Below are 22970 nucleotides of genomic sequence, written 5' to 3'. Positions count from 1 at the left end.
GGCGGGGAAAGATTGTCCCCGCCTCCCTCTCGACTCTCGCTGTTCCACGAATTCGGATGGGAAGCGCCTGCGCAGCGGCGGGGCGCACGGACGCGCGGATGGGCCCGCTACCTGCGCTTGGTCGAGGCGCGCCGCGCGCGACGGAACAGACCGCCGAGGCCGAGCCCGAGCGCCACCACGAGGGCGGACGCGCCGGGCGTTCGGCCCGAAGCGCCGCAGCCGCCGAACGTGGTGGGCTCGGGCGTCGGGGTCTCGATCGGCTGATCCGGATCGAGGATCACGGGCGGATCGACTTGCGTGAAGTGGCCTTTGTCATCAACGGAAGCGTTGATTGCGGTCAGCGCCTCGTTGCCCCCGGAGTCGAGCACGGAGACGAACACCGTGACCTTCTTGCCGAAAAGCGTGGACGGCGGCGTGATCGCGAGCTCGGCCTTGCCCGCGCGACCCTCGAAAAGCCCTTCCCCGGCGAAGATCTCCTCCGCGGAGTCGACCGCGGGCTCGATCATCTTGACGAGCCAGTGGTCGAGGGCGAGGTCGTCCGAGGCATCGAGGGCGACGTGCAGGGTCGTGCCGTCGGCCGTCGCCGCGACCTCGAGCGTGGGGTCATTCCCGTCCTCGACGACGACGGGCCTCGAAAAGACGTCCGGGCTCGCGCCGTTCGGGCCGATCGCGCGCACGGCCACGCGGTACGGGCGATCGGCGAGCACGCCCTCGAGGTCGAGCGGAATCTCGGTCCCCGCGGCGGTCTTGTAGGCCGGGGACCAGAGGGCCTGGTCGTCCGGGCCGACGAGCGCGTATTCGTAGCTCTTCGCCTCGGCGACCGGCGCGAACGCGACCGTGACCGCCTCGCCAGGCTTGACGACGTGCGGCGCATCATCCGGCGGGCCGTCGTCTGTCGCGCCAAACGAGATGAAGCCCGGCGTGAGGCAGCCGGGGACGTCGATGTGGTGAATGTAGCCGTCCGCAACGCCCACCATGATCTCGTCCGCGCCGTCGCCGTCGGTGTCACCCACGACGGGCTCGGCGACCGAGCCGCCGAGGAACTTCGACCAGCGGAGATCGAGCGTGCAGGCGTCGAGGGCATACAGGTGTCCGTCCGTCGAGCCCGTGAGAATGGCGGGGCCGCCCGGGCCGAGCGAGGCCACGGAGGTCACGTTCGAGAGCACGCCGGGGCGCTTGCCCGCGGCGATTGCCGCGTCCACGGTGGGGAACGCGCTGCCGCCGGCGAGCGTGCGGGCGCCGAGGAGCGCGCCGGTCGCGCCGTCGAAGGCGCGCAGCGTGGGGGAGAGAACGGCCGGCGTGACGAACCGCGGGGCATTGTCGCAGACGACGCGCGCGCCGGCCATTCCATTGACCTGCTCGGGGCTCTCCGCTTGCCACGCAGTGCCGAGGTCCGCGTGGAGGAGCCGCGGCGAGGAGGCGCCCGCCTGGAGCAGGAGCTCGGGCCCGGGCCCGCCCTGGAACGAGGCGAGCATGGGGAGCGAATACCACATGTAATTGCCCGGCGTCGTGGTGACGACGCCCGTCGCGGCGTCGCGCGCGTTCAGGCCGTCGTTCATCGAATACCACGCATCCGTGCCGTCGCCGTCGAGGTCGCCGACGCCCGAGCCGAAGAAGCCGCCGAAGGGCAAGGGTGCGCCCTGCCAAACGAGGCTCTTGGAGGCGAAATCGACCGCGGATTGGACGATCTGCACGCCCTCGATGCGCCAGTCGAGGCCGACACGCGGGACGCTTTGGCCCTGCACGCGGAGCGGCAAGGGCGTGCCGTGGGGCGCGCCGGGGCCGAGGTCGACGGCGCCGAGGGAGGTGCCGTCCTGCGAGCGCCGCGCCACGAGGGCGCTGCCTTCCACGCCGACGACGGCCATCCCGAGCGAATCGAGGTCCACGATGCTCGCCGCCTGCATGCCGGGCTGAATGAAGCGCGGCAGCGGGGGGACGATGAGCGAGGCGAAGCGCGCGTCGCCGACGTAGAGGCCGAGCGGCGAGCCCGGCAGGACCACGAAGGGCCCGAGGTCGTCGCTCCCGACGAGCGGCCCGCCCACGGCGCCCCCGCTCGGCTGCATCCCGCCGCCGACGAGCGAGCCCGTCGCCTTGCCGCCCCAGAAGACGATGCCGTTCGTCCCTTGCAGCGCTTGTCCGAGCACGACGATCGTGCCCGCAGTCGTGCCGACGGCGACCTGCGGATACGGCCGGGTAGAGAAATCGGCCCCGAAGACGCCGGTCACGTCGCCGACGAGCGGGACGTGCTCGCCGATCTTCGTCGCGCCCGAGGCGCCAAGCGCGAACCCCTGGATGTCCCGGAAGGTCTGCGGTTTCTCCTGTGCAGCGTAGGGCAGATCGGATTTGGGCCTGCCGACGAGGAGCACCGAAGTTTGTCCGGGCCGCGGGAGCACGGCGAGGCGGTGGTCGAGCGGGCCTCTTTGCCAGCGCTCGAGGTCGGGCATCGAATGGGCGCGCACCCCGGGGATCGGGCCGGCCAGGGACGTGAGGGCATTGCCGTCGAAATGGTGGACCGAGAGGCCCGCCGCGGTCGCGGTGACGAGCTCCGCGCCAGCCGTCGTGTCGAGGTCGGCCGCGCCTTCGAAGCGCGCGCCGGGGAGGACGGCGACGGTCGTGCCCGCCGCGCCCTTCAAGATCTCGGTGGTGAACGGGGACGCGGCGGTCGCGCGGTGCGAGAAGACGAGCTCGTCGATTCCGTCGCCGTCGAGGTCCTTGGCGACGTCGGCGAGCGCGACCATTTCGGCCTCGTATCCAGCGCTCTTTCGCTGGAAGAGTAGCGTCCCGGCCTTCGTCTGCGGATCGAGCTTGAACACCGTGATCCCCGGCGGGCCGACCTTCGCCGCGACCTGGCCGTGCGGCTGCACAACGATGAGCTCCTTGCCCGGCAAACCGTCGATCTCGGCCGCGAGCGCATACGCCTGCGAGAAAGGTTTGTCCTCGATGCCGGGCAGCCCGACCGTGGTCACGGTCTGGCCGTCCTTGCCGCTCACGATCACGATCTCGGACGGCGAGGTGAGCACGATCTCGGGCAAACCGTCGTCATCGAGGTCGAGGATCGTATCCGTGCCGGTGTGCGAGGGCGGCGGCGACGCATTCGCCGGTCGCATCCAGAGCGCGCTGCCCGCGCCAAACCCGGCGGCGAACGAGAAGGCGCCCGCCGTCATGGTGCCAGGCGTCGCGCAAGCCGTGCATTCATCGATGTAGACGTCGGACAAACCATCGCCGTCGAGATCGGTCACGCGGACGGACGCGGGCGCGCGGAACTCGCCGAGCGGCGAGCTCCAGAGGAGTTTCCCCGTCAGGCCGTCGAGGACGTGCGTGCGCGTCTCGGTGCGGACCACGACCTCGTTTCTGCCATCGCCGTCGAGATCGGCGAACGCCTCGACCGCGCCCACGCCGAGGATGTCGCTCTTCCAGAGCGTCGCCCCCGAGACGCCGTGCTTGGCGACGAAACGACCGCCGACGGCCACGACGAACCGCGAGACATGGTCGAGGCCGAAGCGCGCGACGCGGCCCGTGGGGCGGCCGCCCATGTACGCGCGCCAGGTGACGACGGGCTCGACCACCGGCACGTTCCCCGCCGATGCGCCCGTGCGCGCGGCGTCATGGCGCGAGACGGGCCAGGTGTCGGCTTCGGCGCGGCCAGGCGAAATTCCTCCCGCGAGAACGACGAGCGCGCCGAGCAAGGCAGCACGAGACGAGCAGCGCATGACTCCTCCCTTCAAATGGGTGGATCTTGGTTGTTTGGTGGACCTTCCACATTCAAGCGCACCGCGCAGGGTTCGGGGGGTGCGGAGCGCACTTCAACGCGGCAGGGCGCCGTGCTAGGCACTCGCGCGTGCCGTTTTCGCGCATCCTCGGCCAGGACGAGGCCATCCGGACCCTCGTGCGGGCCCTCGAGAGCGGGCGCGTCCACCACGCCTACCGCTTCGAAGGGCCCGACGGCGTGGGCAAGGAGATGGCCGCCTTCGCGCTGGCGCAAGCGCTCGTGTGCACCGGCGGCGACAAGCTCGGCTGCGGGCGATGCGACGCGTGCCAGCGCGCCGTGACGCTCGGGGCCGACCGCCCCGAGGTGCCGAAGCACCCGGACGTGATCCTCGTCGAGCGCGGGCTCTACCCGCCGGCGACGCTCGGCAAGAGCTCCGAGGAGGTGCAAGGGATCTCGGTGGAGCAGGTGCGCCGCATCGTGCTGCCCCACGCCTCCTACCCGCCGCACGAGGGCCGCGCGCGGATCTTCATCATCCGAAGGGCCGAGGAGATCACGGTGCAAGCCGCGAACGCGCTCCTCAAGACGCTGGAAGAGCCGCGGCAAGGGACACACTTCGTGCTGCTCACGTCGCGGCCGGATCGCATGCTCGACACGATCCGATCCCGCACGCTGAAGATCCGCTTCGGGCCGCTCTCGGACGCGGTGCTGCACAAGATCCTGGAGGCGGGAGGGATGCCCGCGGGCCAGCAGGACCTCGCGATCGAGCTCGCCGCAGGCAGCGCGGCCGCGGCGCTCGATCTCGCCGATGCCGAGCGTACCGCGGCGCGCGATGAGTTCGTCACGTCGATGCTCTCGGCCGTGGCGGCGCCGGATCTCGGGCCGGCGGTGGCGCTCGCGGAAGCGCTCGACACGAAGGACAAGGAACGGCTGCGCGACGACCTGCGCGCTCTCGGCGCGGCGCTCGCCCGTTCTGCGCGTGGTCGCGCGGCGAGTGATCCGCGCGCGTCCGTGATCGACGCCCGGCGCTACGAGTTCGTGCTCCGCACGATCGGATACCTCGAGCGCAACGCGTCGCCGAACCTGTCGATCATCCAGCTCGTGTCGGAGCTGCGCGACGCGATGCCTTGATCAGCCCTCGTCGTCGCCGCGGCCCATGCGGTCGTACTCGCCTTCGTCGAGGCGGCGACCGGCCCACGCGAGCGCCTTGCCTTCACTCGTGACGACGATCGCGACCTCGCGGCCGCCGGCCTCGTACATGGCGAGGATGCCCGACGGGCCGACCGTCGGCGCGCCCTGGCCAAGCCGCTCGAACGTCACGGGCAAGCGGCTCCGGCGTTGCATCGCCATGCCTCGAATTTCGAGCGTCCCCGGCGGCTCGGGCGGCGTGTCCACGGCCTCTGGGCTGAGCCAGAGGGCCACGCGCGCATCCGCCGGGAAAAGCGCCACGGCGTGGTGCGCGAGGCCCTCGGGCGCCACGAAGATCACCGCGGCGAGCGCCTGCTCTCGCGCCACGATCGCGCCCGCGAGCCAGCGCTCGTCGCCCTCCGCGGAGACGACGTCGCCGAGCGCGAACGCGAGCCCCGCGAGCGGATCGGCGGGCGCGGGCGCCTTCAGCGCGCGAGGCTTCTTCTTGTCATCGAGCGCCTTGGTCTCGTCCGGCCCCGGGGCCTCACGCGTGCTCTCGCGGCGCCGGCTCGCGAGGTAGCCGAGGGACGCGGCCACGGCGGCCGTGACGGCGATGGCGACGAGGCTCATGTGTTCTCCGTTCGGGGCATCGTGCCGAGGATCGCCTCGTGCAGCGTCCGCGCGCGCCCCGTCGCCTCGGCGAGCCCCGCGTCCCCGCTCGCGATCGGCAAGAGCGCGCCGATGACCGCCGCGGCGTCGACGACCTCGCCGACCGCGGCCGCGTTCTCCATCGTGATCCCGCCGATCGCCACGAGCGGACGCGTATACCCGAGCGAGCGCGCGTGCTCTGCGAGCGCCGCGAGGCGCGGAAGGCCGATCGGAGGCTCGGCGTCGTCTTTGTTTTGTGTCCCAAAGACCGGACCGATCCCGAGGTAGTCCGCGCCCTCGGCGACGCCGGCGTCGATTTGAGCCTCGTCGTACGTCGACAGTCCCACGGTGAACGACGCGCCCGTCCGCGCCGCGAGCGCGCGCACGAGTGGTACGGGCAGATCCGTTTGACCTACATGGATCCCCGGGCAGCCCGTGAGCAGCGCGAGGTCGGGCCGATCGTTCGCGTAGAGCGGGACGGAGGCGCGCGCGGCGAGCTTCGTGAGCTCGGCGAGGAGCGTGAGCGTGCGCCGCACGCCCGAGGTTTTGTCGCGGAGTTGGATCGCGGCGGGGCGGGCGGCGAGCACCGCCTCGGCGAAGGCGACGACGTCGATTCCGCGCCGGTCGAGCGCGGCGGTGTCCACGATGGCGTACAGACCTCGCATGCGGGCGCTCATTTGTACGCTAAGGTTGACGCCCTCGGAAGGAAAGCGGAAAGCCGCCTCTCGACCGACGCCGGAGCTCCCGTTGATACGACCCTCGCGCGCTTCCCTCCTCGCCTCGCTGTTCTGCCTCTCGAGCCTCGTCTTGCCGAGCGCCCACGCGGCGCCGCCCGCGAAGCCCGCGAAGGCCCAGAAAGCGCCCGAGCCGCCGCCGCTCCCGCCCGCGCAAGCGCGCCTCTGGATCGTCGCGCCGACGATGACGGGGCCGTGGACGATGCGGATCGACAACGAGGGCACGGTCCCCTTGCGCGTGCCCGCCGACCCGCGGCTGCTCCGGTTCGAGATCGAGATCGAAGGCGAGAAGAAGCCCACGACGTGCGAGCTGCCGAAGGCGCTCAAGCCGTCGAGCTTCCCCGAGAGCCGCGCGCTCCTGCTCGGCCCGGGGCAGTCGTACGTCGAGCCTTTTGATCCGCGGCTCTTCTGCTTCGGCAAGGCCGCGGACGCGCTCCGGCCGGGCGTCACGTTGCACGCGCGCCTCGGCTGGGATCCGCCGAAGAAGACCTCGAAGAAGCCGCCCGAGCCGCCCTTCGCCGCCGAGAGCACCGAGCGCGAGCCGTCGGTCGCCCCGCAGCCGCAGATCCTCGCGCCCGCGATCGTGCTCGGCGAGAGCCCGCCGCCTCCACCTCCACCGCCGCAGGCCGCGAACGGCAGCACGAACGGAACGAAGCCGGCGGACGGCAAGCCGCCCCCGCCCGCGCCGATCGTCGACGAGCGCGCCGGGAGGCTCGAAGTCACGGCCGATGCGTGGAAGGACGTGGCCGCGCCGAACGGGGTCTCGCTGACGGTGACCGCGAAAAACGCGGGGCTCCGGCCGATCTTCGTGGCGCTCCGGCCGTGGATGTTCTCGTTCCGCGTCGACGGGCCTTACGGGCACACGAAGAGTTGTCTCGGCGATCCGCCGCGCGGGCTGCCGCGCGACGCGTTCCGGACCTTGAAGCCCGGCGCCTCCACCTCGTTCACCATCCTGCTCCACGAGGTCTGCCCGCGCGGCACGTTCCCGCGCCCGGGCCTCTACCGCGTGACCACCACGCTGAACGCCGGCGAGACCGTCGAGGGCGCCGAGGCCTACACGGCCGAGCTCTTCACGAAGACGCCCACGCTCCTCCGGCTCGCGTCCGCGCCCGAGCCCTTCTTCGCCGAGCCGCCCAAGGCCCTGCCCCCGCCTCCGCCGCCGCCCGCGGATACCTCCGCGTCCCCCGACGCGCCGCAATCGCCCGAGGCGACGCCTGCCGCGCCTTCGGCTCCGGCTCCGACCGACAAGTAAAACCCCCCGCTCGGCCCCCCCGGCCGAGGCGTTACCTGTTCACGGGAATGCGGATCACGAGGCCACCCATCATATCGCCTTCCTTGAAGTCCTTGCGCGGGCTGTCGGCGTGCTCGTTGTGGCAATTCGCGCACGCGGCGGCGACGGCCTTGTCCGGATAAACCGCGGTGAAATAGGTCTTGTCCGCGATTTTCTCCTCCGTGTAGTAGTTCTTGCCCGGGTTCTCCGCGACGAACTTGAGGCCCGCCTTCTCGGCGTCCGTCTTGGCCTTGTTCTGCTGGTTGATCGGCCACTGCGAGAGGAGCGCGTACGAGAAGCTCGAGTTCGTCTTCTGCGCGTGCTCGGCTCCCATGCGCAGCATCTGCGCCGGCAGCGGGAGCGTCTTCTCTTCCTTGAACCGCTCGGTCGCCTTGATCGCGTTCTCCTTCACGAGGCGATCGACGACCTGGCCCGCGTAGGTCGCGCGATCGGCCGCAATGACGGCGTAGAGCGCGTCCGCCATCTGCTGCGGCTGGATGCCCCCGCCCGCGCCTCCACCCTGGCTGCCGCAGCCGAACGCCGTCACGCCGGCGAGGGCCACGGCGCCACACAGCATCGCGCCCGCCTTCGAGTGTCCCATCTTCACGTCGTCTTCTCCTTGCTCAGCGCTTCCCCTGCGCTGCGCGCTTCTCGACCATGTCCACGCTCGCCACGTGTTTCTTCGGGCGACCGGCGAAGTTGTGCCGGACGAGCTCCGGGTCCGCGACCGCGTCGAGCGAGAAGCCCACGCCGTGGCAGCTCGCGCAGACGTTGCGGACCATGTTCTCGCTCGGCCTCAAGTTGTCGTTCTGGTTGTGCTGCACCACGACAGCTCCACTCGACGACTTCTCGCGGGGCATGTGGCACGTTGCACACGATACACCCGTCCCGGGCGGAGCCGTGCGGTTTATCTCGGCCTCCCACAACTTGAAGTGCGGCGACCGCTGGTAGGACCGGCTGTGTTCGTCGTCGTGGCATCCGAGGCACGAGTCCACGGCTGCTTTGCGGGCATTCACGGAGTGCCCGCCGTGACAACTGTCGCAACCGACCTCGAGCTCCTTGGCCTCGGCCCGCATGGGCAAACGCGCGCGTCCCGGGCTCATCGGGCCGAGGCCCGCGGCGACGCTCATTCCGTGCTTCCCCAGGCCAAACCCCTTGTTTTGTTCGCCATGGCAGCCCGCGCAGATCGTCAGCGGGGGTTTGTTCACCCAGGCGAGCCCCTGCGTTCCGCCGTGACAACCGGAGCAGTTGATGCCCGCGCGCGCGTGCGCCGACTCCTCCCACTCCGAGACGAGCGCCGCCGAGAACGCCACCGTGCGCGGCGCGTCCTGCTCCTTCGCGGCGAGCGACTTCGGCCCCTTCGCGACCATCGCGACCCCGCGCGGCAAGACCTTCGCCGACGCGAGCACGAACGGCTCGCCGATGTGCTTCTTCAGGTAATCTTCCCAGAGCGCGCGGTTGTCGTGGTAGTTGTGGCAGCCCGCGTCGCTGCAGGTGGTAAACGACATCCCCGCGTGGCTCGGCCGCTCGGTGCCGACGTCGGCGTGGCACGTGACGCAGAAATCCACAGGGAGCGTGTAGCCCTCGCGGTGCGTCCCCTCGGGCCAGTGCTCGACGTGGCACGTGACGCAGCGACGCGCGTCGATCTTTTCGAGGTTGCCGGCGTTGCGCGGGTCGTTGAACTTCGAGGCCGGGTGCGAGTCGGCCGCGGTGCGCTGTTCGCCGTGGCAATTCGTGCAAGCGTCGTCCTTCACGCCGCCGAACGGGGTATGGCAGGACGCGCACGCCATTTCGATTTGATGATGCCCGTGGGACGTCTGGTCGGGCAAATAGAGCGTCTGGTCCCGCGAGGTGAACCGGAAGGCCCCGAAGCCGCCCACGAGCCCCGTGAGCAGGAGCCAGGCCAAGATCGAGGTACGCGTGCTCATCAAAAGGCCCGCCTCTCAGTAGTAGTACACGGCAAGCACATGGAGGGCGATCAGGATCGGCAGCGGCCAGGTCAGGAGGAGGTGAACGTAGGAAGCCCGCAAACGACGGTCCCGCGCAGCGAGGGGGCTCCACCGGGAGCTCACCGCGAACACGCCCCCCGCGAGCGCCCCGAGGATCACCACGGCGAGGAAGTCGATCGTCAGGACGAGGTTGATCCGGGTCCCCGCAGAGAGGCCCGTGTGCAGGAAAAACAAGAGCAAGGTCGCCGCGCCGAGGACGGCGTGGACCGTGCGCCAGACGGGCACGTCCGCGGACCGGAAGCGCTTCCAGCGCTTGCGCAGCGAGACCCCGAGGCTCGCCATCGCGAGCCCGACGAGGGCGTAGCCGCTCACCTGCCTCCCGATCCCCGGGCGCAGGAGCGCGTCCAGGAAGACGCCCGTCTGGATGGAGCGCGAAGGGGTGAGCGAGGGGGCGAGGACCAGCACCAGGACCCAGGATAAAGCGACCACCGACGCAACGAGGAGAATCTTGCGACCGCGCTCCGGCGGAGCCTGGATCGAAGGCGCGATCGAGGGGCGCGCCGGCGGCACCGAGGGGGTCTGGAGCGCGCCCGGCGGTATGCTGAGGCGCTTCGGAGGCACCCAGCTCCGCCGGGACATCGGGGCCCGGTCCACGACGGCGAGGCCCGGCGTGACGCTCGGCGTGAGCCCGTCGCGCGAGGCAGCGAGGACGTCGGCGATCTCGCCCTCGTCGACGCTCGCGAGGAGGGAGATGCGCGAGTAGCGGGTCGAGGAGCTCTCCTTGCGCTCGTCGATGTCGATGAGGCCCTCCATCGCGGAGAGGCGGCGCGCCGAGGAGGGCGGCACGTCCGAGGAGGCCGCGAAGAGGGGCAACTCGATGACGGGCAAGGGGGCGAGCCTGGGCAGGGGCTCGTCGACCGAGATGATGGCCACGTCCGAGGGCGGGAGGATGACGCCGCTGGAGATCGGGCGCGACGAGGTCGGCGGCACGGACGAGGGTGGGATCGCGACGGACGAAGAGGGCGGCGGCAAGATGGACGCGACGCGCACCGAGCCGGCCGGCGGGGTCGACCTGCGGATCGGGCCCTCGGCGGTGGCGCGCGCGGCGAGGCCGAGGACGAGGCCGGTCGCGGGCGTCTGGGGGAGCGAAGACGGGGGCGCCTCGCCGCCGAGCCCGATGAGCGCGATTCCGGCCGGCGGGGTCGAGGTGCGACGCGGGGTGCGCGGCGTGATCGCGATGCCCGAGGGCGGCGTGAGCGAAGACGCGCGGACCGAGGGAGGCGCTTGGACCTCCAAGGAACGCGGCGAGCGCGGCACGACGGCAATGCCCGTCGGCGGCGTCGGGGCGGCGTCGTCCCGGGGGACCGGATCGAGCGAGAGGCGCGGCGAGCGCAGCGCGATCTCGGTGCCGGCCGGCGGCGTTTCCGACGCGAGCGCGACGCCACGGCGCGCGACGGGCGCTTCCTCCGGCGCTTCGGGCGCCTCGAAGGAAGCGGCGACGAAGTTTGCCGCTTGGATCAGCTCGTCCGACGAAGGCGGCGGGAGGGACGAGCGGAGCGTGCTCGGCGGCGGTAGGTCCACGGCGACCCCCGCGGAGAGCGTCGCGCTGCGCATCGACACGGGGCCCGCGTCGCCTTCGTCCTCGGCCGGCGCGTGGATCATGCGGCCCCGAACGGACATCGGCGCCGGCTCGATGTCCTCGTCGTCCTCGACCACCACGGGCGCGAGGGGCGTCAAGCTCGGAAGGCCGAGGCCCTGCGCGCTCGTGAGCGCCGGCGGCCGATCCGTGATGGTGATCGAGAAGCGGCGCGAGGTCGGCGCGATGTCGAGGACCGCGGGCGGCCCGAGCTCGAGCCCCGCGAGGGCCTCGAGCGACGACGGAATGCCGTCGCGGCGCGAGCGCGGCGCGTCGCTGTCGAGGGACGACGACGACACGGTGGCGAGGGACGAGGGCGGCAGGACGCTCGTGCGTCTCGACGATTCGAGCCGCGACGAGGGCGAGAGCTCGCCGCCGCGACGGCTCCGCGGCCCCTCCCCGCGCCGCGACCGGGGCCCGCCGTCGCCGCGACGGCTCCGCGGAGCCTCGCGCCACGACGCGGGCATCGGTTCGAAGACGCTCACGGGTCCGTCCTGGCCGAGGAGCTCCGCGAGCAGCGGCTTGCACGAGCCGCAGAGCGTGCCCGCGCCCGTCTTCGTCCCGAGCGCCTCGACGGACTGACACCCGCCCTCGATCGCCAGCGCGAGCGCGCCGCGCGTCACCCGCACGCAGCCGCAGACGATCGCCTCGGCCGGCCACTCCGTGACGGGCGAGGACTCGGACTTCGGCCACAGGTTGCCCGTGCCGCGGAACCTGCGCATGTCCCAGAACGAGAGCGGCAGCGGCGCCTTGAGCAGCTCTCGGATGCGGTCGAGGTTCTCCCACTCGCCCACGGTCACCGCGCCGATGAGCCGTCCGTCGCGGATCACGAGCTTGCGGTAGACGCCGCCGCCGCTGAACACGAGCGCGTTGCCGCCGAGCCGCTGATCGCCGTCGTGCTCGCCGAGCGCCGCGACGGTCACGCCCATCAGCTTGAGCTTCGCCGAGGTGTCGGCGCCCTCGAACTTGCGCTCGGCGCCGAGCAGGTTCGCCGCGAGCACGTCGACCATCTGGTAGCCCGGCAAGACGAGGCCGTACGTCGTGCCCTGGTGCGACGCGCACTCGCCGACGGCGAAGATTTGCTCGTCGGGCTCGCGCGTCTTCCGGTCGATGGCCTGCAGCCGATCGTCGACCACGATCCCGCCGTTGCCGGCCATCTGCAGGCCCGCTGCTTTCGCGAGCTCGCCGCGTGGGCGCACGCCGGCCGCGAAGATCACCATGCCGACGATGAGCGTCTCGCCGTCGTCGAAGTGCAGGCGCAGCGCCATCGCAGGCGCGTCGACGTCGTCCTCGCCCTCGGCCTCGTCCGGCTCGCGCGGGGCAAGGGTCCGGTAGGCGCCGCCGTTGCCGTACGCTCCGCCGGGCGGATCGAGCGAGACTTGCTCGATCCGGAGGAGCTTCTTCCCGCACCGGACCTTCACGCCCATCCGCTCGACGTGGTCGCGCAGCGCCGCGCCGCCGTCGGCGTCGAGCTGCCGCGGCATCAGGTACGGCGAGACCTCGACGACGTGCACATCAAGCTCGAGGTCGTAGACCGCCTTCGCCGCCTCCAGCCCGAGCAGTCCTCCGCCGATCACGGCGGCGCTCTTCGTCGGCGCGAAATCGCAGGCGTACTCCTCGATGTCGGCGACGTCGTCGAGCGTGCGGTAGACGAAGACGCCCGGCAGATCGGCGCCTTCGATCGGCGGGACGAACGGGCGCGACCCCGTGGCGAAGACGAGGCGGTTGTACTCGACGCGCAGGCCCGAGCGCGAGCGCACCACGCTCTGCTCGCGATCGACCTCGACGATCGGATCGCCGAGGAAGAGCTCGATCCCGTGTTGCTGGTACCAGCTCTCGGGCGAGAGCGAGAACGTCGAGAGCGGGCGCCCGGCGAAGTACTCCGTGAGGTGCACGCGGTCGTAGGCCGGATGTGCTTCCTCGCCGAACACGAGGATGCGGATCTCGTCGTTCGCGCCGTACTCCACCATTCGCTGGCAGAGCTTCCAGCCGACCATCCCGTTGCCGATGATCACCAGGGTCTGGGACTGGTCGCTCAGGTCCACCGTCGGTCTCCGCTCACCCGTCTTACCCTCGGTCATCGCGGCGGCGCTCGGCCCTTATACTCCATCCCCGTATTTCCCGGACGGAAGCAAAGGCTCGAAAAGACCACGCAAGCCGAATGACCAAGCAACGCGGCCCACGAAAATGGCCCGCATTCCGCGCTCCCCTCCCTTGCCCGCGCCGCGAGGCATCGAGCCAGGCTGGGCTCGCCGCGCCGGTCATGCAAGCCGAACCGCAAGCGCCCCGACGTGGAGCAAGTTCCGGCGTCAAAGCGTCAATCAATCAACGGACGGAACCGTGGCGTTCACCCAGGTGGCGACACCTCGCGCGGCCGCGGGCGCCCGGAACGCCGCGGCCGAGAGCTCGCGTTGCATGCAGTTTGCCGCGGCCTCGTAGCGCGCCTCGGTGCCGCTCGCGCTGATCGACGAGGGCACGATGTACCCGTCCACGTCGATTTTGAAGCGAAGCACGATCGTGTCGGGCGGTAGGATCTTGCCATCATCGCCGCGGCAACGCGTGACGAGCGGGTAATAGAGCTGCGCGCGTGCTGCGCGTTCGACGGCCGGCGACGGGATCCCCTCGTGCACGTCGGGGCTCCCCTCCTGGATCTGGATTCGTTTGGCCATGCGCGGCGCGGAGGCTTCGAGGCCGACGCGTGGGCCTTCGGGCGCACCTTCCGTCTCGTCGCGGACACCCGTCTCCGTACCGACGCGTGTCCCTCCGTCCGGCCCCGTCGGCGTAGCGGACGACTTCGGCGCGGCGGCGAGGATCTCCTCGAGCACGCCCCGCACGGGCGCCTTCGCGACGGGCGCGCCGCCCTCCTCGGGCTCGGCAAGCGGCAGACGCGCGGCGACCTCGGGCGAGAACACGGACGAGGCTGCACGTGGCGGAGGCGCGGGCGCGGGCGCCGGCTCGCTCGTGCACGCGACGAGCGAGGCGCACAGCAGGGCCGTGAGCACGAAGCCTCCGTTCTGCTCTCTTCGCACCACGCGTAGGGTCTACCGAAAGCGCGCGGCTTGCAACGGCGCCCTTGCTCGCTCGTCTTCGGGTAGCATCCGCGGCCCGTGCGCGATCTCTGGAGGATCCTCCGCGTCGTTCGTCGCTCCTTGCGCGGCGGCCCGCTCTTCGGCTTCGTCCTCGCGGCGGGCCTCGCGTCGCTCGCGGGCGTGATGGCCGGCGTCCTGCCGGGCCTCATCGGCGTCGCGATCGGCGCGATCCAGGGGCGTCCCGCGTCGCCGAGCCCTGGCCTCGCGGGCCTGTTCGCGCGCCTCGTGTCGGGACAGAGCCCGTGGCTCGTGATCGTCGCGACGCTCGTGGCCGTGACGATCAGCGTGGGCGTCACGATGGCGCAGAGCCGCAAAGGCTCCGAGCTCTCGGCCGAGCTCACGGCGGCGCTCCGCGTGGAGCTCGTGCGCGCGGCGCTCTGGGCCTCTCCGCGCGAGGTCGACGCGGCCGGCGCGCGCGCCCTCGCGCCGAAGGGCGGTCCTCCCGCGCCGCCCGGCGTGAAGGCGCCGGCCGTGCGTGGCTTCGAGGCCGTGAAGCTCGTCATCGCGCGCGACGCGGCGGCCGTCTCGGATTTTGCCGTCGCGGTCATCACGGGCTTGCCGCAGGCGATCGTCACGCTCCTCGTCCTCGCGTTCGAGCTCGCGACGGGCGGCGCGTGGCCCGTGCTCGTGGGCACGGCGCTGCTCTTCGTGCTCTCGCGCGTGCTCTCCGATCGCGCCTCGCGCCGCGTGGGCGAGCGCATGCAGGCGATGCAGCGATCGGACACGGCGGTCTTCGGCGCGCTCGGCGAGATGCTCGCGGGCACCGAGGAGCTGCGCTTGCTCGGCGCGCGGCAAACGGCGCTCACCGAGGTTCAGGACGCGGCACATCGTGCGGCCGACGCGCGCCGGAGTTTTGCCGCTGCGCTCGCAGCGTCGGGGCAGATCAAGAGCGTGCTCACGGCGATGTCGCCGCTCGTCATCCTCGTTGCGCTCCGCCTCTCGGGCCGCGTGTACGAGGCCGGCGACGTCGCGAAACTCCTGCTCGTCACGCCGCTCTTGCTCGCGCGCTTCGAGGCGCTCGACGGACTCCGCTCGGGCCTGCTCGAACGCGCGCCGCTGCTCACCTCGCTCCGCGATCTGCTCTCCTTGCCCCCGCACCCGCCCGAGCCCGAGAGCCCGCTCTCGCTCGCGGCGATCGCGAGTGACGAGGTCGTCCTCGATCACGTCGGCTACCGGCCCGAGGGCGCGAAGGACGACGTGCTCTGCGACCTCTCGCTCCGCATCCCCGCGGGCGCGGTGGTCGCGATCTGCGGCGCGTCGGGCTCGGGCAAGTCCACGCTCGTGCGCCTGCTCTTGCGGCTCGACGATCCGACGCGTGGCAGGATCGAGGTCGGCGGCGTCGATCTCACGCGCCTCTCCCCGCGCGACCTCGCGCGCCTCTTTGCGGTGCTCGGCCAGGCGTCGGTGCTCTTCGAGCGCAGCGTCGCGCAGAACCTCGCGCTTGGCCTTGCCGATCCACCGGACGAGGCGGCGATGCGGCGCATCCTCGCGCGCGTGCGGCTCGACGATCTGGCCGAGGACAAGGGCGGCCGGGGGCTCGAGGCGGTCGTGCGCAAGGTGCCGCCGAACTTCTCGGGTGGCGAGCAGCGACGGATCATGCTGGCGCGAATGCTCCTCCGCGACGCGCGGCTGCTCGTGCTCGACGAACCGGAAGCGGGGCTGCCGGCGGCCACGGCGGAGGAGCTGCTCGGCAGCGTGGTCGAGCTCTCGGCCGGGCGGACGACAATCATTGTCACGCATGCGCCGCACCTCGTGAAATCAACGTTCAATGTGGTGCTCGATAAAGGCCGCATTGCGGCGATGGGCACGCACGAGGAGCTCGTTCGGACCTCGGAGACCTATCGGGCGCTGCTTTCGGAGGGACAACGAAAACAAGCGGCGCCGCCGGGCCCCGGCCCGGGGCCGATGCCGGCCGCGCCTCCTCGCCCGCCGCATTGACGTAAGCCTTTGCGGCGTGGTCCGCTTGAGTATGAGCTTTTCGCGGGTACGACCCCTCCTCTCCCTCGGGCTCCTCGGTTGCGCGACGACTGCGCTCGTGCCGCTCGGCTGCGGGGCCAAGATCAGATACCCGGAAGCGAGCGAGGGCCCGCGCGTGCCGGACGCCACCGCGGAGCGCCTGCGAGAGTGCGTCGATGAGTTCGGTGGCGACCTTCCCCGGGGGTACTACGTGTTCGACGTCGCGGTGAAGGTCGACGAAGAGGGCCGCGTGGTCGATGTGGAGTCGAAGGGCGTGCCCCACGCGGATCTCGCGGGGTGCATGCGGATCGCGCTGCGCGCCATGACGGTCCCGGAGGATCTGCTCCGGCTGCGCAAGCTGCGCCTGTCCGAGTCGCACGCGCCTGCGAATGGGCAGACGGCGGCCGAGCGCGGGCTCGTCGGGCACCCCGGGGTGCTCGTGGTCGTGGCGGTCGCGCTCGCCGACCTCGTCATCGAAGTAGGCCCCGCCGTCATCATCGTGTGTGCCGCTTCGCTGGAGCTCAGCAAGGCGGATATTGTGGAGACGGTTCGGAAGAAGAAGGACCCGTGTCAAGAGCCCCTAAACGACTGCCTCGACTCGGCGCGACAGAGCAAAGAGGGGAGTGTATGGAGACATTCGATATGCATGGCTTGCCATCAACGGTGTCGTGGGGAGGGCCAATGGCCCGACAAGATCAAGCTGTCCAGATGGGAGACGTGTAAATGAGCGACGAGCTCGAATCGGGCCGAGAGATGGAGGGGGAGGAGCTGGCTTTCTGCAACGCCAGCGGCCGCCTCATGGTCAAGTCTCTGGACATGGAGCGCAGCTTCGCCGAGGCCGTGGATGACTTCCGCCGGCTCGAGGCGGAGTTCGTGGTGCGTGGATGCGACACTGACTTCCACGTGCTCGAGACGAGGCGACGCATCGCCGAGATGATCCTCACGCTCGCGGAAGTAAAGCACCCCCCCCTCGAAGTCTGCCGCGAAGCCTGGAAGGACATGGTTCGCCTCGGCTTCTCGAACAGGGAACGAGAATACACGATGACCTGGTTCTATGCGGAGTGCTGTCGGTACGACGAGACCCCCGAGGAGGGGCTCGCCTTGCTAGAGCCGCTCGTCGCCGAGCTCGAGCGGGGGCTCGAAGAAGCAAGGGCGACGCAGAGCGACACGGATTTTTTCGAATACCACCTCGAACCTCTGCGGAAGCTGCGTGACGAGCTCCTGGCCCAACAAAGGGGCGAACAAATCCCGGGGAAGACGACGCGGCGGATCGACGAGGCGCGCCGCAGCACCCCGGACGATGACTGAACCCGTGAGCTCCGCGGCGAGCTCGAAGCCCAGCAAAAGGGCCCGTGACCACGCCCCGCGCGGGCCCTCCCTCCACGGTTCACCGTCAGCCTCTTGACACCCTGCCCCATGCCCCCGTAGCCTCCGCCACGACTCGATAACGAAAAGGAGCCCTCATCCCCATGCGCCCCCCCGACGAAGACGCCGCTTTCAGCCACAACGTCCATTACGGCCGTTACGTCACGAGGCGCCTCCGCCGGGCCCAGCGCGCCTCACTCGCGGCCGACGTCGAGGCGGCGACGCTCCTCGTCCTCCAGCGCGGCCGAGAATGGGAAGACGCGAAGGGCCCCGTTCAAGACGCGCGCGCCGATCGCGACGCGGCCGACGACGAGCTCGATTCCGTCGCGCAAGACGCGCGCGCGAACCTCGCCGGGCGGAGCGCCGACGCCGTCAAAAAGGCGCCCTATACGCTCATCTTCCCCGATGGAATCGGATATTATACCGCCGCCCCCATCGACGAGGAAAAGAAGCGGTACGACGAGCTCCAGAAACGATTGACCGAGCACCTCCCCGCGAATGACGAGGTCCGAAAGGACGCCGTCCCGAAGATCGCCGCCGGCCTCGACGCCTTCGACGACGCCGAGAGAGCCCTCGCCGCGTCCCTGACCGCGGAGTCGCTCGCCTCGACCCGGCTCGACGCCGCCGAGGAAGCTTTTCGGCGGCTCATGACCAAGGTGTATGGTCTGCTCGTCAGCGAGCTCGGAAAACCCGCCGCGGAGAAGTTCTTCCCCAAGCCGAGCGGCGCGAGGCGGAAGAAGGGCGGCGGCTCGGAGGACTGAAAAACGAGCGTCCGGACGCGTCGGGATGGCGCGCAAGAGCTCCAGAGGACGATCCCGACGCGTCGGGATGGCGCGCAAGAGCTCCGGAGGACGATTCGGACGCGTCAGGATGGCGCGTAAGAGCTCCGGAGGACGATCTGGAAGCGTCGGAATCGGGCGGGGGACCTCGGGAGATGCGTCCCCCCGATTCCGAAAGGTACCGCCCTGCCTCGGCATGCCTCCCGTACCCCTTGGTGCTACGCCCCGCGTCCCCCAGAGATCGAGGCGAGGAGGCCAGTTCATGCAACAGACGTTGGTCCGCAAGCTCCGGTTCTTCCTGATGATTTTCTCCCTGGTCCTCCTGCTCCCCGCGGGCGCGGCGCTGGCGCTGCCGAGCGTGGGGCAATCGGCGCGGCGGGTCGTGGTCGAGGATCCGGACGGGCGCGTCATGGATCTCGGGTTTCCCCGGGAAAAGCCGACGCTCATTCTTTACGAGGATCGCAAGTCAGCGGCGCAAAACCGGGCACTCAAGGACGAGCTCACCAAGCTCGCGGACACGAAATCCGAGGCGAAGCAGATCCAGTTCGTGGCCATTGCCGACACGAGCGATTACCGCTCCTGGCCGCTGCGCGGCTTCGCCGAGCGCTCGGTGCGCAAGAAGTCCGCCGAGGTCGGGCAGACGATCTATTGCGACTGGGAGGGCCAATTCCGCAAGGCATACGGCCTGCGGCGCGGCGTGAGCAGCGTGCTGCTCGTCGGCAAAAACGGGCGGGTCGAATACGCGGCGGAAGGCAAGCTCGACGCCCCGGCGCGGAGCAAGCTGTTCGCGCTCCTCTGGGCGCAGGTGCGCTAGCAGCGCTCGCGTAAAAAAACCTCTCCCCTCCCGGCTCGAGCACGATGCCTTGACGCACGGCTTGGCCAGACCCAGACGAAGCCGCTCGAACCGGGAGGGGGAGGCGGGGGCGCTGCCCAGACTCGACGCCCCCAGCGAACCCACGTGCACGAGGTGCGCGTGTAGGGGTTTCCTTCGCGCACGTGGGTTCGCTGCGAGCGTCGCGCTGGCAGTTGGCCATCCAGCGGAGCCGCGTTGCGCAGCTCGATCGGTACTGCACCCGAGACGCGCGAATCCGTCGCGCATCGTGACGAGGGACGTCGTTTTTTCTGACGGACGCCCGCGGTGCGTGCGGGCTCTACGGGTGGAGGCTCTGGAGCTCTCGGCAGAAGACGTTGCCCGGGCCCGCCAAGCGGCACGCCTCCGCGGCGCTCTTCGTATCGCCCCGGTCGAGAGCCGTCGCGGCGGCGCGGCCAAGCGAGCGTGGCCCTGCGTTCTTGTGCGTGTCGTCCGCCGGGCAAGGGAGCGTGCGCGGCGGCGGCTGGGATGGCGGGCAGATAGGCGGCGGCTCGACGGTCGGGTGTGGCTGCAGAGGGTCGGTCACGAGCGGCACCACGCCTGCACCGGGCCGGAGGTCGGGCACCACGAGCGCGAGGTGATTCGCCCAGGGGGCGTCTTTCTGCGCGAGCAGATAGAGGACAGGGAGCACGACACCGGCCGCGACCGCAAAGCGGCGGGCCCATGGCTCCCATGCTGCCATGGTGGGCCCCACGGACGGGAGGGCGGGAGGGATGGACGTCGAAACAGGCGTCGGCCGCGCGCCTTGTGCATCGTCCTCGGTCTCCGCGCCGCCGAGTCCCTCGACGAGGAATGGCAGCACCGCGCCCCGCCGCGCGTCCTCGACGCCGACGCGCTGGAGCGCTTCGCGCATCTTCTTATTGACGCGCCGCAAGGCCGCGTCGACGGCGTCTTCCGTGCGGCCGAACGAGGCTGCGACCTCGCGAATCGAGAGCTCGTCGAAGAACCGCGCCGCGACCATCTCGCGCTCCTGCACGGGAAGGGAATCGAGGATGCGGAGGAGGAGCGAATCCGTTTCGTGCATCGAGACGTCGCGCTCCGGGGTGGACGGGGCGACATCGTCCTCGTGGAGCAGCGGCGCGGCCCGCTCGCGCACGCGGGCACGCTTGTGAGAAGCGTAAGCGACGGTGCGCATCCGGTAATGCACCCAGCCGCCGATCTCCTGGGTCGGGTCGTACTCCTCGCGGTTTTTCCAGCACTGGAGGAGCGTCTCTTGTACGAGGTCCGGCACGTCGCTCGCCAGGAACCGGCGGGAGAGCCAGGCTTGCAGCTTGGCTCTTTGCGACTCCAGGGCTCTTGCGAAATCGCGGTCGTCCATGGGGGCCTCCGTCAAGCCACGCAGCAAAGGGTGCGGGGACCTGCGAGCGCGACGTCGCCTTCGACTTCACCACCCGCGGGAGCGCAGGATCCGCGCTGATACACGGGCGGAGCGGCCGTCTTCGCGCCGAGCGCGCGGCCCTTGGAGGCGACGTCGTGGCAGGTCGTGCCTTCGGACCACGCGCTTACGATCAGCGGGGACACCGTGCAGGCGGCGTCGGCGAAAATGGAGATGTCCGCATGACAGGAGGTGCCCTCGGGGGCGCCGCAGGTGCACGCCGTGCAGGTGCGTTTGTCCGCGAAACCTTCGTAGACGACGAATGCCTCCGTGTATTTGTCGGGTGGGCACGCGTGCACCCCGCTCAGGTACACGCACTGCCGAAAGTCGGCGGGCGGCTTGGGAGCGCAATGCTCGTCTGGCTCGCACTTCCCGAAGGCGCTGCCTTCGCAGACGCGCGCCACACGGCCCCACGAAGGAGAAGGCGGCGCGGCCGTGGTCGCGCCCGTCGCGTCGATCACGGTGCAGCCGATGTCCTGTTTTGCGAGCGGTCCGACGGTGACGGATTGCACGCAGGGAGTTTCCGGGCCGCACGACAGTCCCGCCGCGATTGTATTGTCCGCGGCGCAGGTGCCGTCCCAGGCGTCCGGTGGATTGGTTGCTGTCGCGGCCGTGTCCTCGGGTGGTGTGCAAGGTGCGGCGTGGGCGGTTATCGTCTCCGGAAGAGAGCAGGTACCGTCCGAGGGGCCGCAGGAGCACGGGCCGCATTTCTTCGGGGGGATGACGAGATCCGTGAACCAGACGAATTGCTCGACGGGCGCGTTGTTCGGGCAAGGCGGCCCGCTGCCGTCGTTGGGGCCGATCCAGACGAGGACCGGGTACGAGCTGTCGCCGGGGTGGAGCGGTACGCATTCGCCGTCGCAGCTGAAGTCGCAGTTGCTGCTACTTGGGCCTGCGTCCTCTTCCTCGCCGCCGTCGGTGCCGGCGTCACCGCCGCCTTCACCGCCCCCGCCTTCGGGGGGAACGATGACCTCGATCACCCCTTCCCCTTGCCCACAAGCACTCGCCACCATGCCGGCGGCAAGAACGAGGAACGCCATCAGCTTGCCCAGCACACGCCAATTCTTGTGCATCTCCGATACTCCTCATTCCATAAGAGAAACAGCAACGCCGAGCCCCAGCGCGACGCGCAGGTATGGCGATCGCCAGTGGGTCACGATGTTCGTGGAGTCGCCGTCGAGCGGGCCCCTGATCGTGATGGCTCTAAGCTGCCCGCTGACGTCCCCGTAGCCGAACAGAATGAAACGCGACGAGAGCGGGTACCTGCCCACGAGCCGCCCGCCAAACCCCATCGAGAAACCGTCCGATGCGCTGACCACGATGGGCGGCGGCGCATCGAGGCCGATGATCGTGGCGTTGATTGCGCCGCAGATGTCGACGAAGCGGACGCCCACGCAAGGGAGAAAGCCTACCGTGAAGAGCGACGCACGGGCGTCCTTCAGCTCCGGCTCCCCGACACCGGCGACGGGGGTGATCACACCCCGAATGTCCATGCCAAACGCGAAGCTTTTCCACCGAACGCCCAGCATTCCCCCCCCTCCGACGGCGACCCGCGGCATCCCGTAGGGCATGACCGTGGCGCCCAGGGCCACCTCGGCTTGGAATGGCGGCTTTTCAGGCTCCTGGGCCGGCGCCGGCTGCGCCCACAGCGGCGCCGTGCCCTCCCACGGCGACAGCGGCGCCGACGACGGCTCCCCCCCCGCCATCGACTCCATGAACGCCGCCGGCACCACCATCCGCAGCTCGGGGCTTTCCACCTCGAACCTCGGCGGCGCGAGCAGCCACGGCGGCGGCTCCTCCCCCTGCCACCCGCCCGGGCCAAACCGGATCCGAATCAGCGTCGCCGCATCATAAAGGAGCTCCCGACAGTCCCCGCTCGTGATCACCCGCCGCCACTCCCCCTCCCCGGTCGGGTTTGGCGCGGAAAGCTCGGCCTCGATCCCCTTGCCGTTCGTCCGCGTCTCGATGCGCAGCGTCGCCGCCGCGTCATCACGAACGAGCAGATATCCAAACTCACCCGCGAGGATCAGGCCAAACTCGTCCGCGTTCGGACATCCGCGCCCGGGGAGGTGGAGGTTGGCCTGGTAATTCAGGCGGAACGCAATCTGCGGGGGGACTTCGGCGGCGGCACTTCCGGAGAGTGCCAAGGCGACGCATCCAGCGGCGGCGGCAACGACATGTTTCAACATGACGAACCCTAGGTTGCCGGAGTTTGGCCGGGACCGCAAGGGGGGTTCGTCCAGGAACCCGACGCGGAGCCGTGCCGCCCGTCTGGGCTCGAACGACAACGGCCCCGCGCCGGCTTCCGAGCATCCTCTCACCGTGGACAAACGTGTCCGTCAAGCACCGGGACAAACATTTGTGCAGGTCCGGAAGGAAAACCGGCGCGGGGCCCTGCCGCCTGGCCAACCACGAACACGACCCCGCGCCGGCCGTTGGGCTTTACCGCGGACAAACGGGACGG

Annotated in this window: 17 protein-coding genes; 7 read left to right on the top strand and 10 right to left on the bottom strand. The window is 70.4% G+C overall.

Going from position 1 to position 22970, the window contains the following annotated elements; translation table 11 throughout:
• Positions 1-107: 107 nt before the first annotated feature.
• A complete protein-coding gene (locus KEG38_RS18560) occupies positions 108-3710 on the bottom strand; it encodes an FG-GAP repeat domain-containing protein (RefSeq protein ID WP_272421038.1) in 3603 nt (1200 codons plus the stop codon).
• 128 nt (positions 3711-3838) lie between these two features.
• Here KEG38_RS18560 and KEG38_RS18555 point away from each other — a divergent pair, with 128 nt between their 5' ends.
• A complete protein-coding gene (locus KEG38_RS18555) occupies positions 3839-4837 on the top strand; it encodes a DNA polymerase III subunit (protein ID WP_272421037.1) in 999 nt (332 codons plus the stop codon).
• Here KEG38_RS18555 and KEG38_RS18550 read toward each other — a convergent pair whose 3' ends face one another.
• Together KEG38_RS18550 and KEG38_RS18545 are read right to left on the bottom strand one after the other, a co-directional pair.
• The gene (locus KEG38_RS18550) at positions 4838-5464 is read right to left on the bottom strand and encodes a hypothetical protein (RefSeq protein ID WP_272421036.1); all 627 of its coding nucleotides are present in this window, start codon (positions 5462-5464) and stop codon (positions 4838-4840) included.
• Positions 5461-6147: a thiamine phosphate synthase gene (locus KEG38_RS18545; RefSeq protein WP_272421035.1), complete on the bottom strand. Its 687-nt coding sequence runs from the start codon at positions 6145-6147 to the stop codon at positions 5461-5463. The genes KEG38_RS18550 and KEG38_RS18545 overlap by 4 nt, the downstream gene beginning before the upstream one ends.
• A gap of 82 nt (positions 6148-6229) precedes the next feature.
• Between KEG38_RS18545 and KEG38_RS18540 the strand changes: the two genes are divergently transcribed.
• A complete protein-coding gene (locus KEG38_RS18540) occupies positions 6230-7468 on the top strand; it encodes a hypothetical protein (protein ID WP_272421034.1) in 1239 nt (412 codons plus the stop codon).
• Positions 7469-7499: 31 nt separating this feature from the next.
• Here KEG38_RS18540 and KEG38_RS18535 read toward each other — a convergent pair whose 3' ends face one another.
• The 4 genes from KEG38_RS18535 to KEG38_RS18520 all read right to left on the bottom strand — a co-directional run bounded on the left by KEG38_RS18535 (position 7500) and on the right by KEG38_RS18520 (position 14103).
• Complete coding sequence (locus KEG38_RS18535; RefSeq protein WP_272421158.1) at positions 7500-8087, bottom strand: Tll0287-like domain-containing protein; 588 nt, start codon at positions 8085-8087, stop codon at positions 7500-7502.
• Between the two features lie 22 nt (positions 8088-8109).
• Positions 8110-9414, bottom strand: coding sequence for a cytochrome c3 family protein (locus tag KEG38_RS18530; protein WP_272421033.1), 1305 nt, complete (start codon positions 9412-9414; stop codon positions 8110-8112).
• 15 nt (positions 9415-9429) lie between these two features.
• Positions 9430-13152 carry an FAD-dependent oxidoreductase gene (locus KEG38_RS18525; protein ID WP_272421032.1) on the bottom strand — a complete coding sequence of 1241 codons (3723 nt, stop codon included), beginning with the start codon at positions 13150-13152 and terminating at the stop codon, positions 9430-9432.
• 240 nt (positions 13153-13392) lie between these two features.
• Positions 13393-14103 (bottom strand): hypothetical protein, encoded by a 711-nt coding sequence (locus KEG38_RS18520; protein WP_272421031.1) that lies wholly within the window; start codon positions 14101-14103, stop codon positions 13393-13395.
• A gap of 75 nt (positions 14104-14178) precedes the next feature.
• Between KEG38_RS18520 and KEG38_RS55550 the strand changes: the two genes are divergently transcribed.
• From KEG38_RS55550 to KEG38_RS18495, 5 genes are all read left to right on the top strand, one after another.
• On the top strand, positions 14179-16098 hold the full coding sequence (locus KEG38_RS55550; protein WP_272421030.1) for an ATP-binding cassette domain-containing protein: 1920 nt from the start codon (positions 14179-14181) through the stop codon (positions 16096-16098).
• Positions 16099-16129: 31 nt separating this feature from the next.
• Complete coding sequence (locus tag KEG38_RS18510) at positions 16130-16843, top strand: hypothetical protein (protein ID WP_272421029.1); 714 nt, start codon at positions 16130-16132, stop codon at positions 16841-16843.
• The gene (locus KEG38_RS18505) at positions 16840-17424 is read left to right on the top strand and encodes a hypothetical protein (protein ID WP_272421028.1); all 585 of its coding nucleotides are present in this window, start codon (positions 16840-16842) and stop codon (positions 17422-17424) included. The genes KEG38_RS18510 and KEG38_RS18505 overlap by 4 nt, the downstream gene beginning before the upstream one ends.
• Positions 17425-17585: 161 nt before the next feature.
• On the top strand, positions 17586-18242 hold the full coding sequence (locus tag KEG38_RS18500; protein ID WP_272421027.1) for a hypothetical protein: 657 nt from the start codon (positions 17586-17588) through the stop codon (positions 18240-18242).
• 280 nt (positions 18243-18522) lie between these two features.
• Entirely contained in the window at positions 18523-19074 is a 552-nt protein-coding gene (locus tag KEG38_RS18495; protein WP_272421026.1) for a YtfJ family protein, read from the top strand.
• A gap of 337 nt (positions 19075-19411) precedes the next feature.
• Here KEG38_RS18495 and KEG38_RS18490 read toward each other — a convergent pair whose 3' ends face one another.
• From KEG38_RS18490 to KEG38_RS18480, 3 genes are read right to left on the bottom strand one after another with little or no spacing between them, the layout of a single operon-like run.
• Positions 19412-20449, bottom strand: coding sequence for a sigma-70 family RNA polymerase sigma factor (locus tag KEG38_RS18490; RefSeq protein ID WP_272421025.1), 1038 nt, complete (start codon positions 20447-20449; stop codon positions 19412-19414).
• Between the two features lie 11 nt (positions 20450-20460).
• On the bottom strand, positions 20461-21579 hold the full coding sequence (locus tag KEG38_RS18485; RefSeq protein WP_272421024.1) for a hypothetical protein: 1119 nt from the start codon (positions 21577-21579) through the stop codon (positions 20461-20463).
• Positions 21580-21591: 12 nt separating this feature from the next.
• Positions 21592-22695, bottom strand: coding sequence for a hypothetical protein (locus tag KEG38_RS18480; protein ID WP_272421023.1), 1104 nt, complete (start codon positions 22693-22695; stop codon positions 21592-21594).
• Between the last annotated feature and the right edge of the window lie 275 nt (positions 22696-22970).

Source organism: Polyangium jinanense (genome assembly GCF_028435265.1).
Taxonomy (GTDB): domain Bacteria; phylum Myxococcota_A; class Polyangia; order Polyangiales; family Polyangiaceae; genus Polyangium; species Polyangium jinanense.
Note: the sequence above shows the minus strand (reverse complement) of the source record. Positions and strands in the feature narration are given on the sequence as shown.

Excerpts from the sequence above, each read along its gene's own strand:
- KEG38_RS18560 (WP_272421038.1), bottom strand. The coding sequence starts at position 3,710 with ATGCGCTGCTCGTCTCGTGCTGCCTTGCTCGGCGCGCTCGTCGTTCTC.
- KEG38_RS18550 (WP_272421036.1), bottom strand. The coding sequence starts at position 5,464 with ATGAGCCTCGTCGCCATCGCCGTCACGGCCGCCGTGGCCGCGTCCCTC.
- KEG38_RS18545 (WP_272421035.1), bottom strand. The coding sequence starts at position 6,147 with ATGCGAGGTCTGTACGCCATCGTGGACACCGCCGCGCTCGACCGGCGC.
- KEG38_RS18535 (WP_272421158.1), bottom strand. The coding sequence starts at position 8,087 with ATGGGACACTCGAAGGCGGGCGCGATGCTGTGTGGCGCCGTGGCCCTC.
- KEG38_RS18530 (WP_272421033.1), bottom strand. The coding sequence starts at position 9,414 with ATGAGCACGCGTACCTCGATCTTGGCCTGGCTCCTGCTCACGGGGCTC.
- KEG38_RS18525 (WP_272421032.1), bottom strand. The coding sequence starts at position 13,152 with ATGACCGAGGGTAAGACGGGTGAGCGGAGACCGACGGTGGACCTGAGC.
- KEG38_RS18510 (WP_272421029.1), top strand. The coding sequence starts at position 16,130 with ATGAGCTTTTCGCGGGTACGACCCCTCCTCTCCCTCGGGCTCCTCGGT.
- KEG38_RS18505 (WP_272421028.1), top strand. The coding sequence starts at position 16,840 with ATGAGCGACGAGCTCGAATCGGGCCGAGAGATGGAGGGGGAGGAGCTG.
- KEG38_RS18500 (WP_272421027.1), top strand. The coding sequence starts at position 17,586 with ATGCGCCCCCCCGACGAAGACGCCGCTTTCAGCCACAACGTCCATTAC.
- KEG38_RS18495 (WP_272421026.1), top strand. The coding sequence starts at position 18,523 with ATGCAACAGACGTTGGTCCGCAAGCTCCGGTTCTTCCTGATGATTTTC.
- KEG38_RS18490 (WP_272421025.1), bottom strand. The coding sequence starts at position 20,449 with ATGGACGACCGCGATTTCGCAAGAGCCCTGGAGTCGCAAAGAGCCAAG.
- KEG38_RS18485 (WP_272421024.1), bottom strand. The coding sequence starts at position 21,579 with ATGCACAAGAATTGGCGTGTGCTGGGCAAGCTGATGGCGTTCCTCGTT.
- KEG38_RS18480 (WP_272421023.1), bottom strand. The coding sequence starts at position 22,695 with ATGTTGAAACATGTCGTTGCCGCCGCCGCTGGATGCGTCGCCTTGGCA.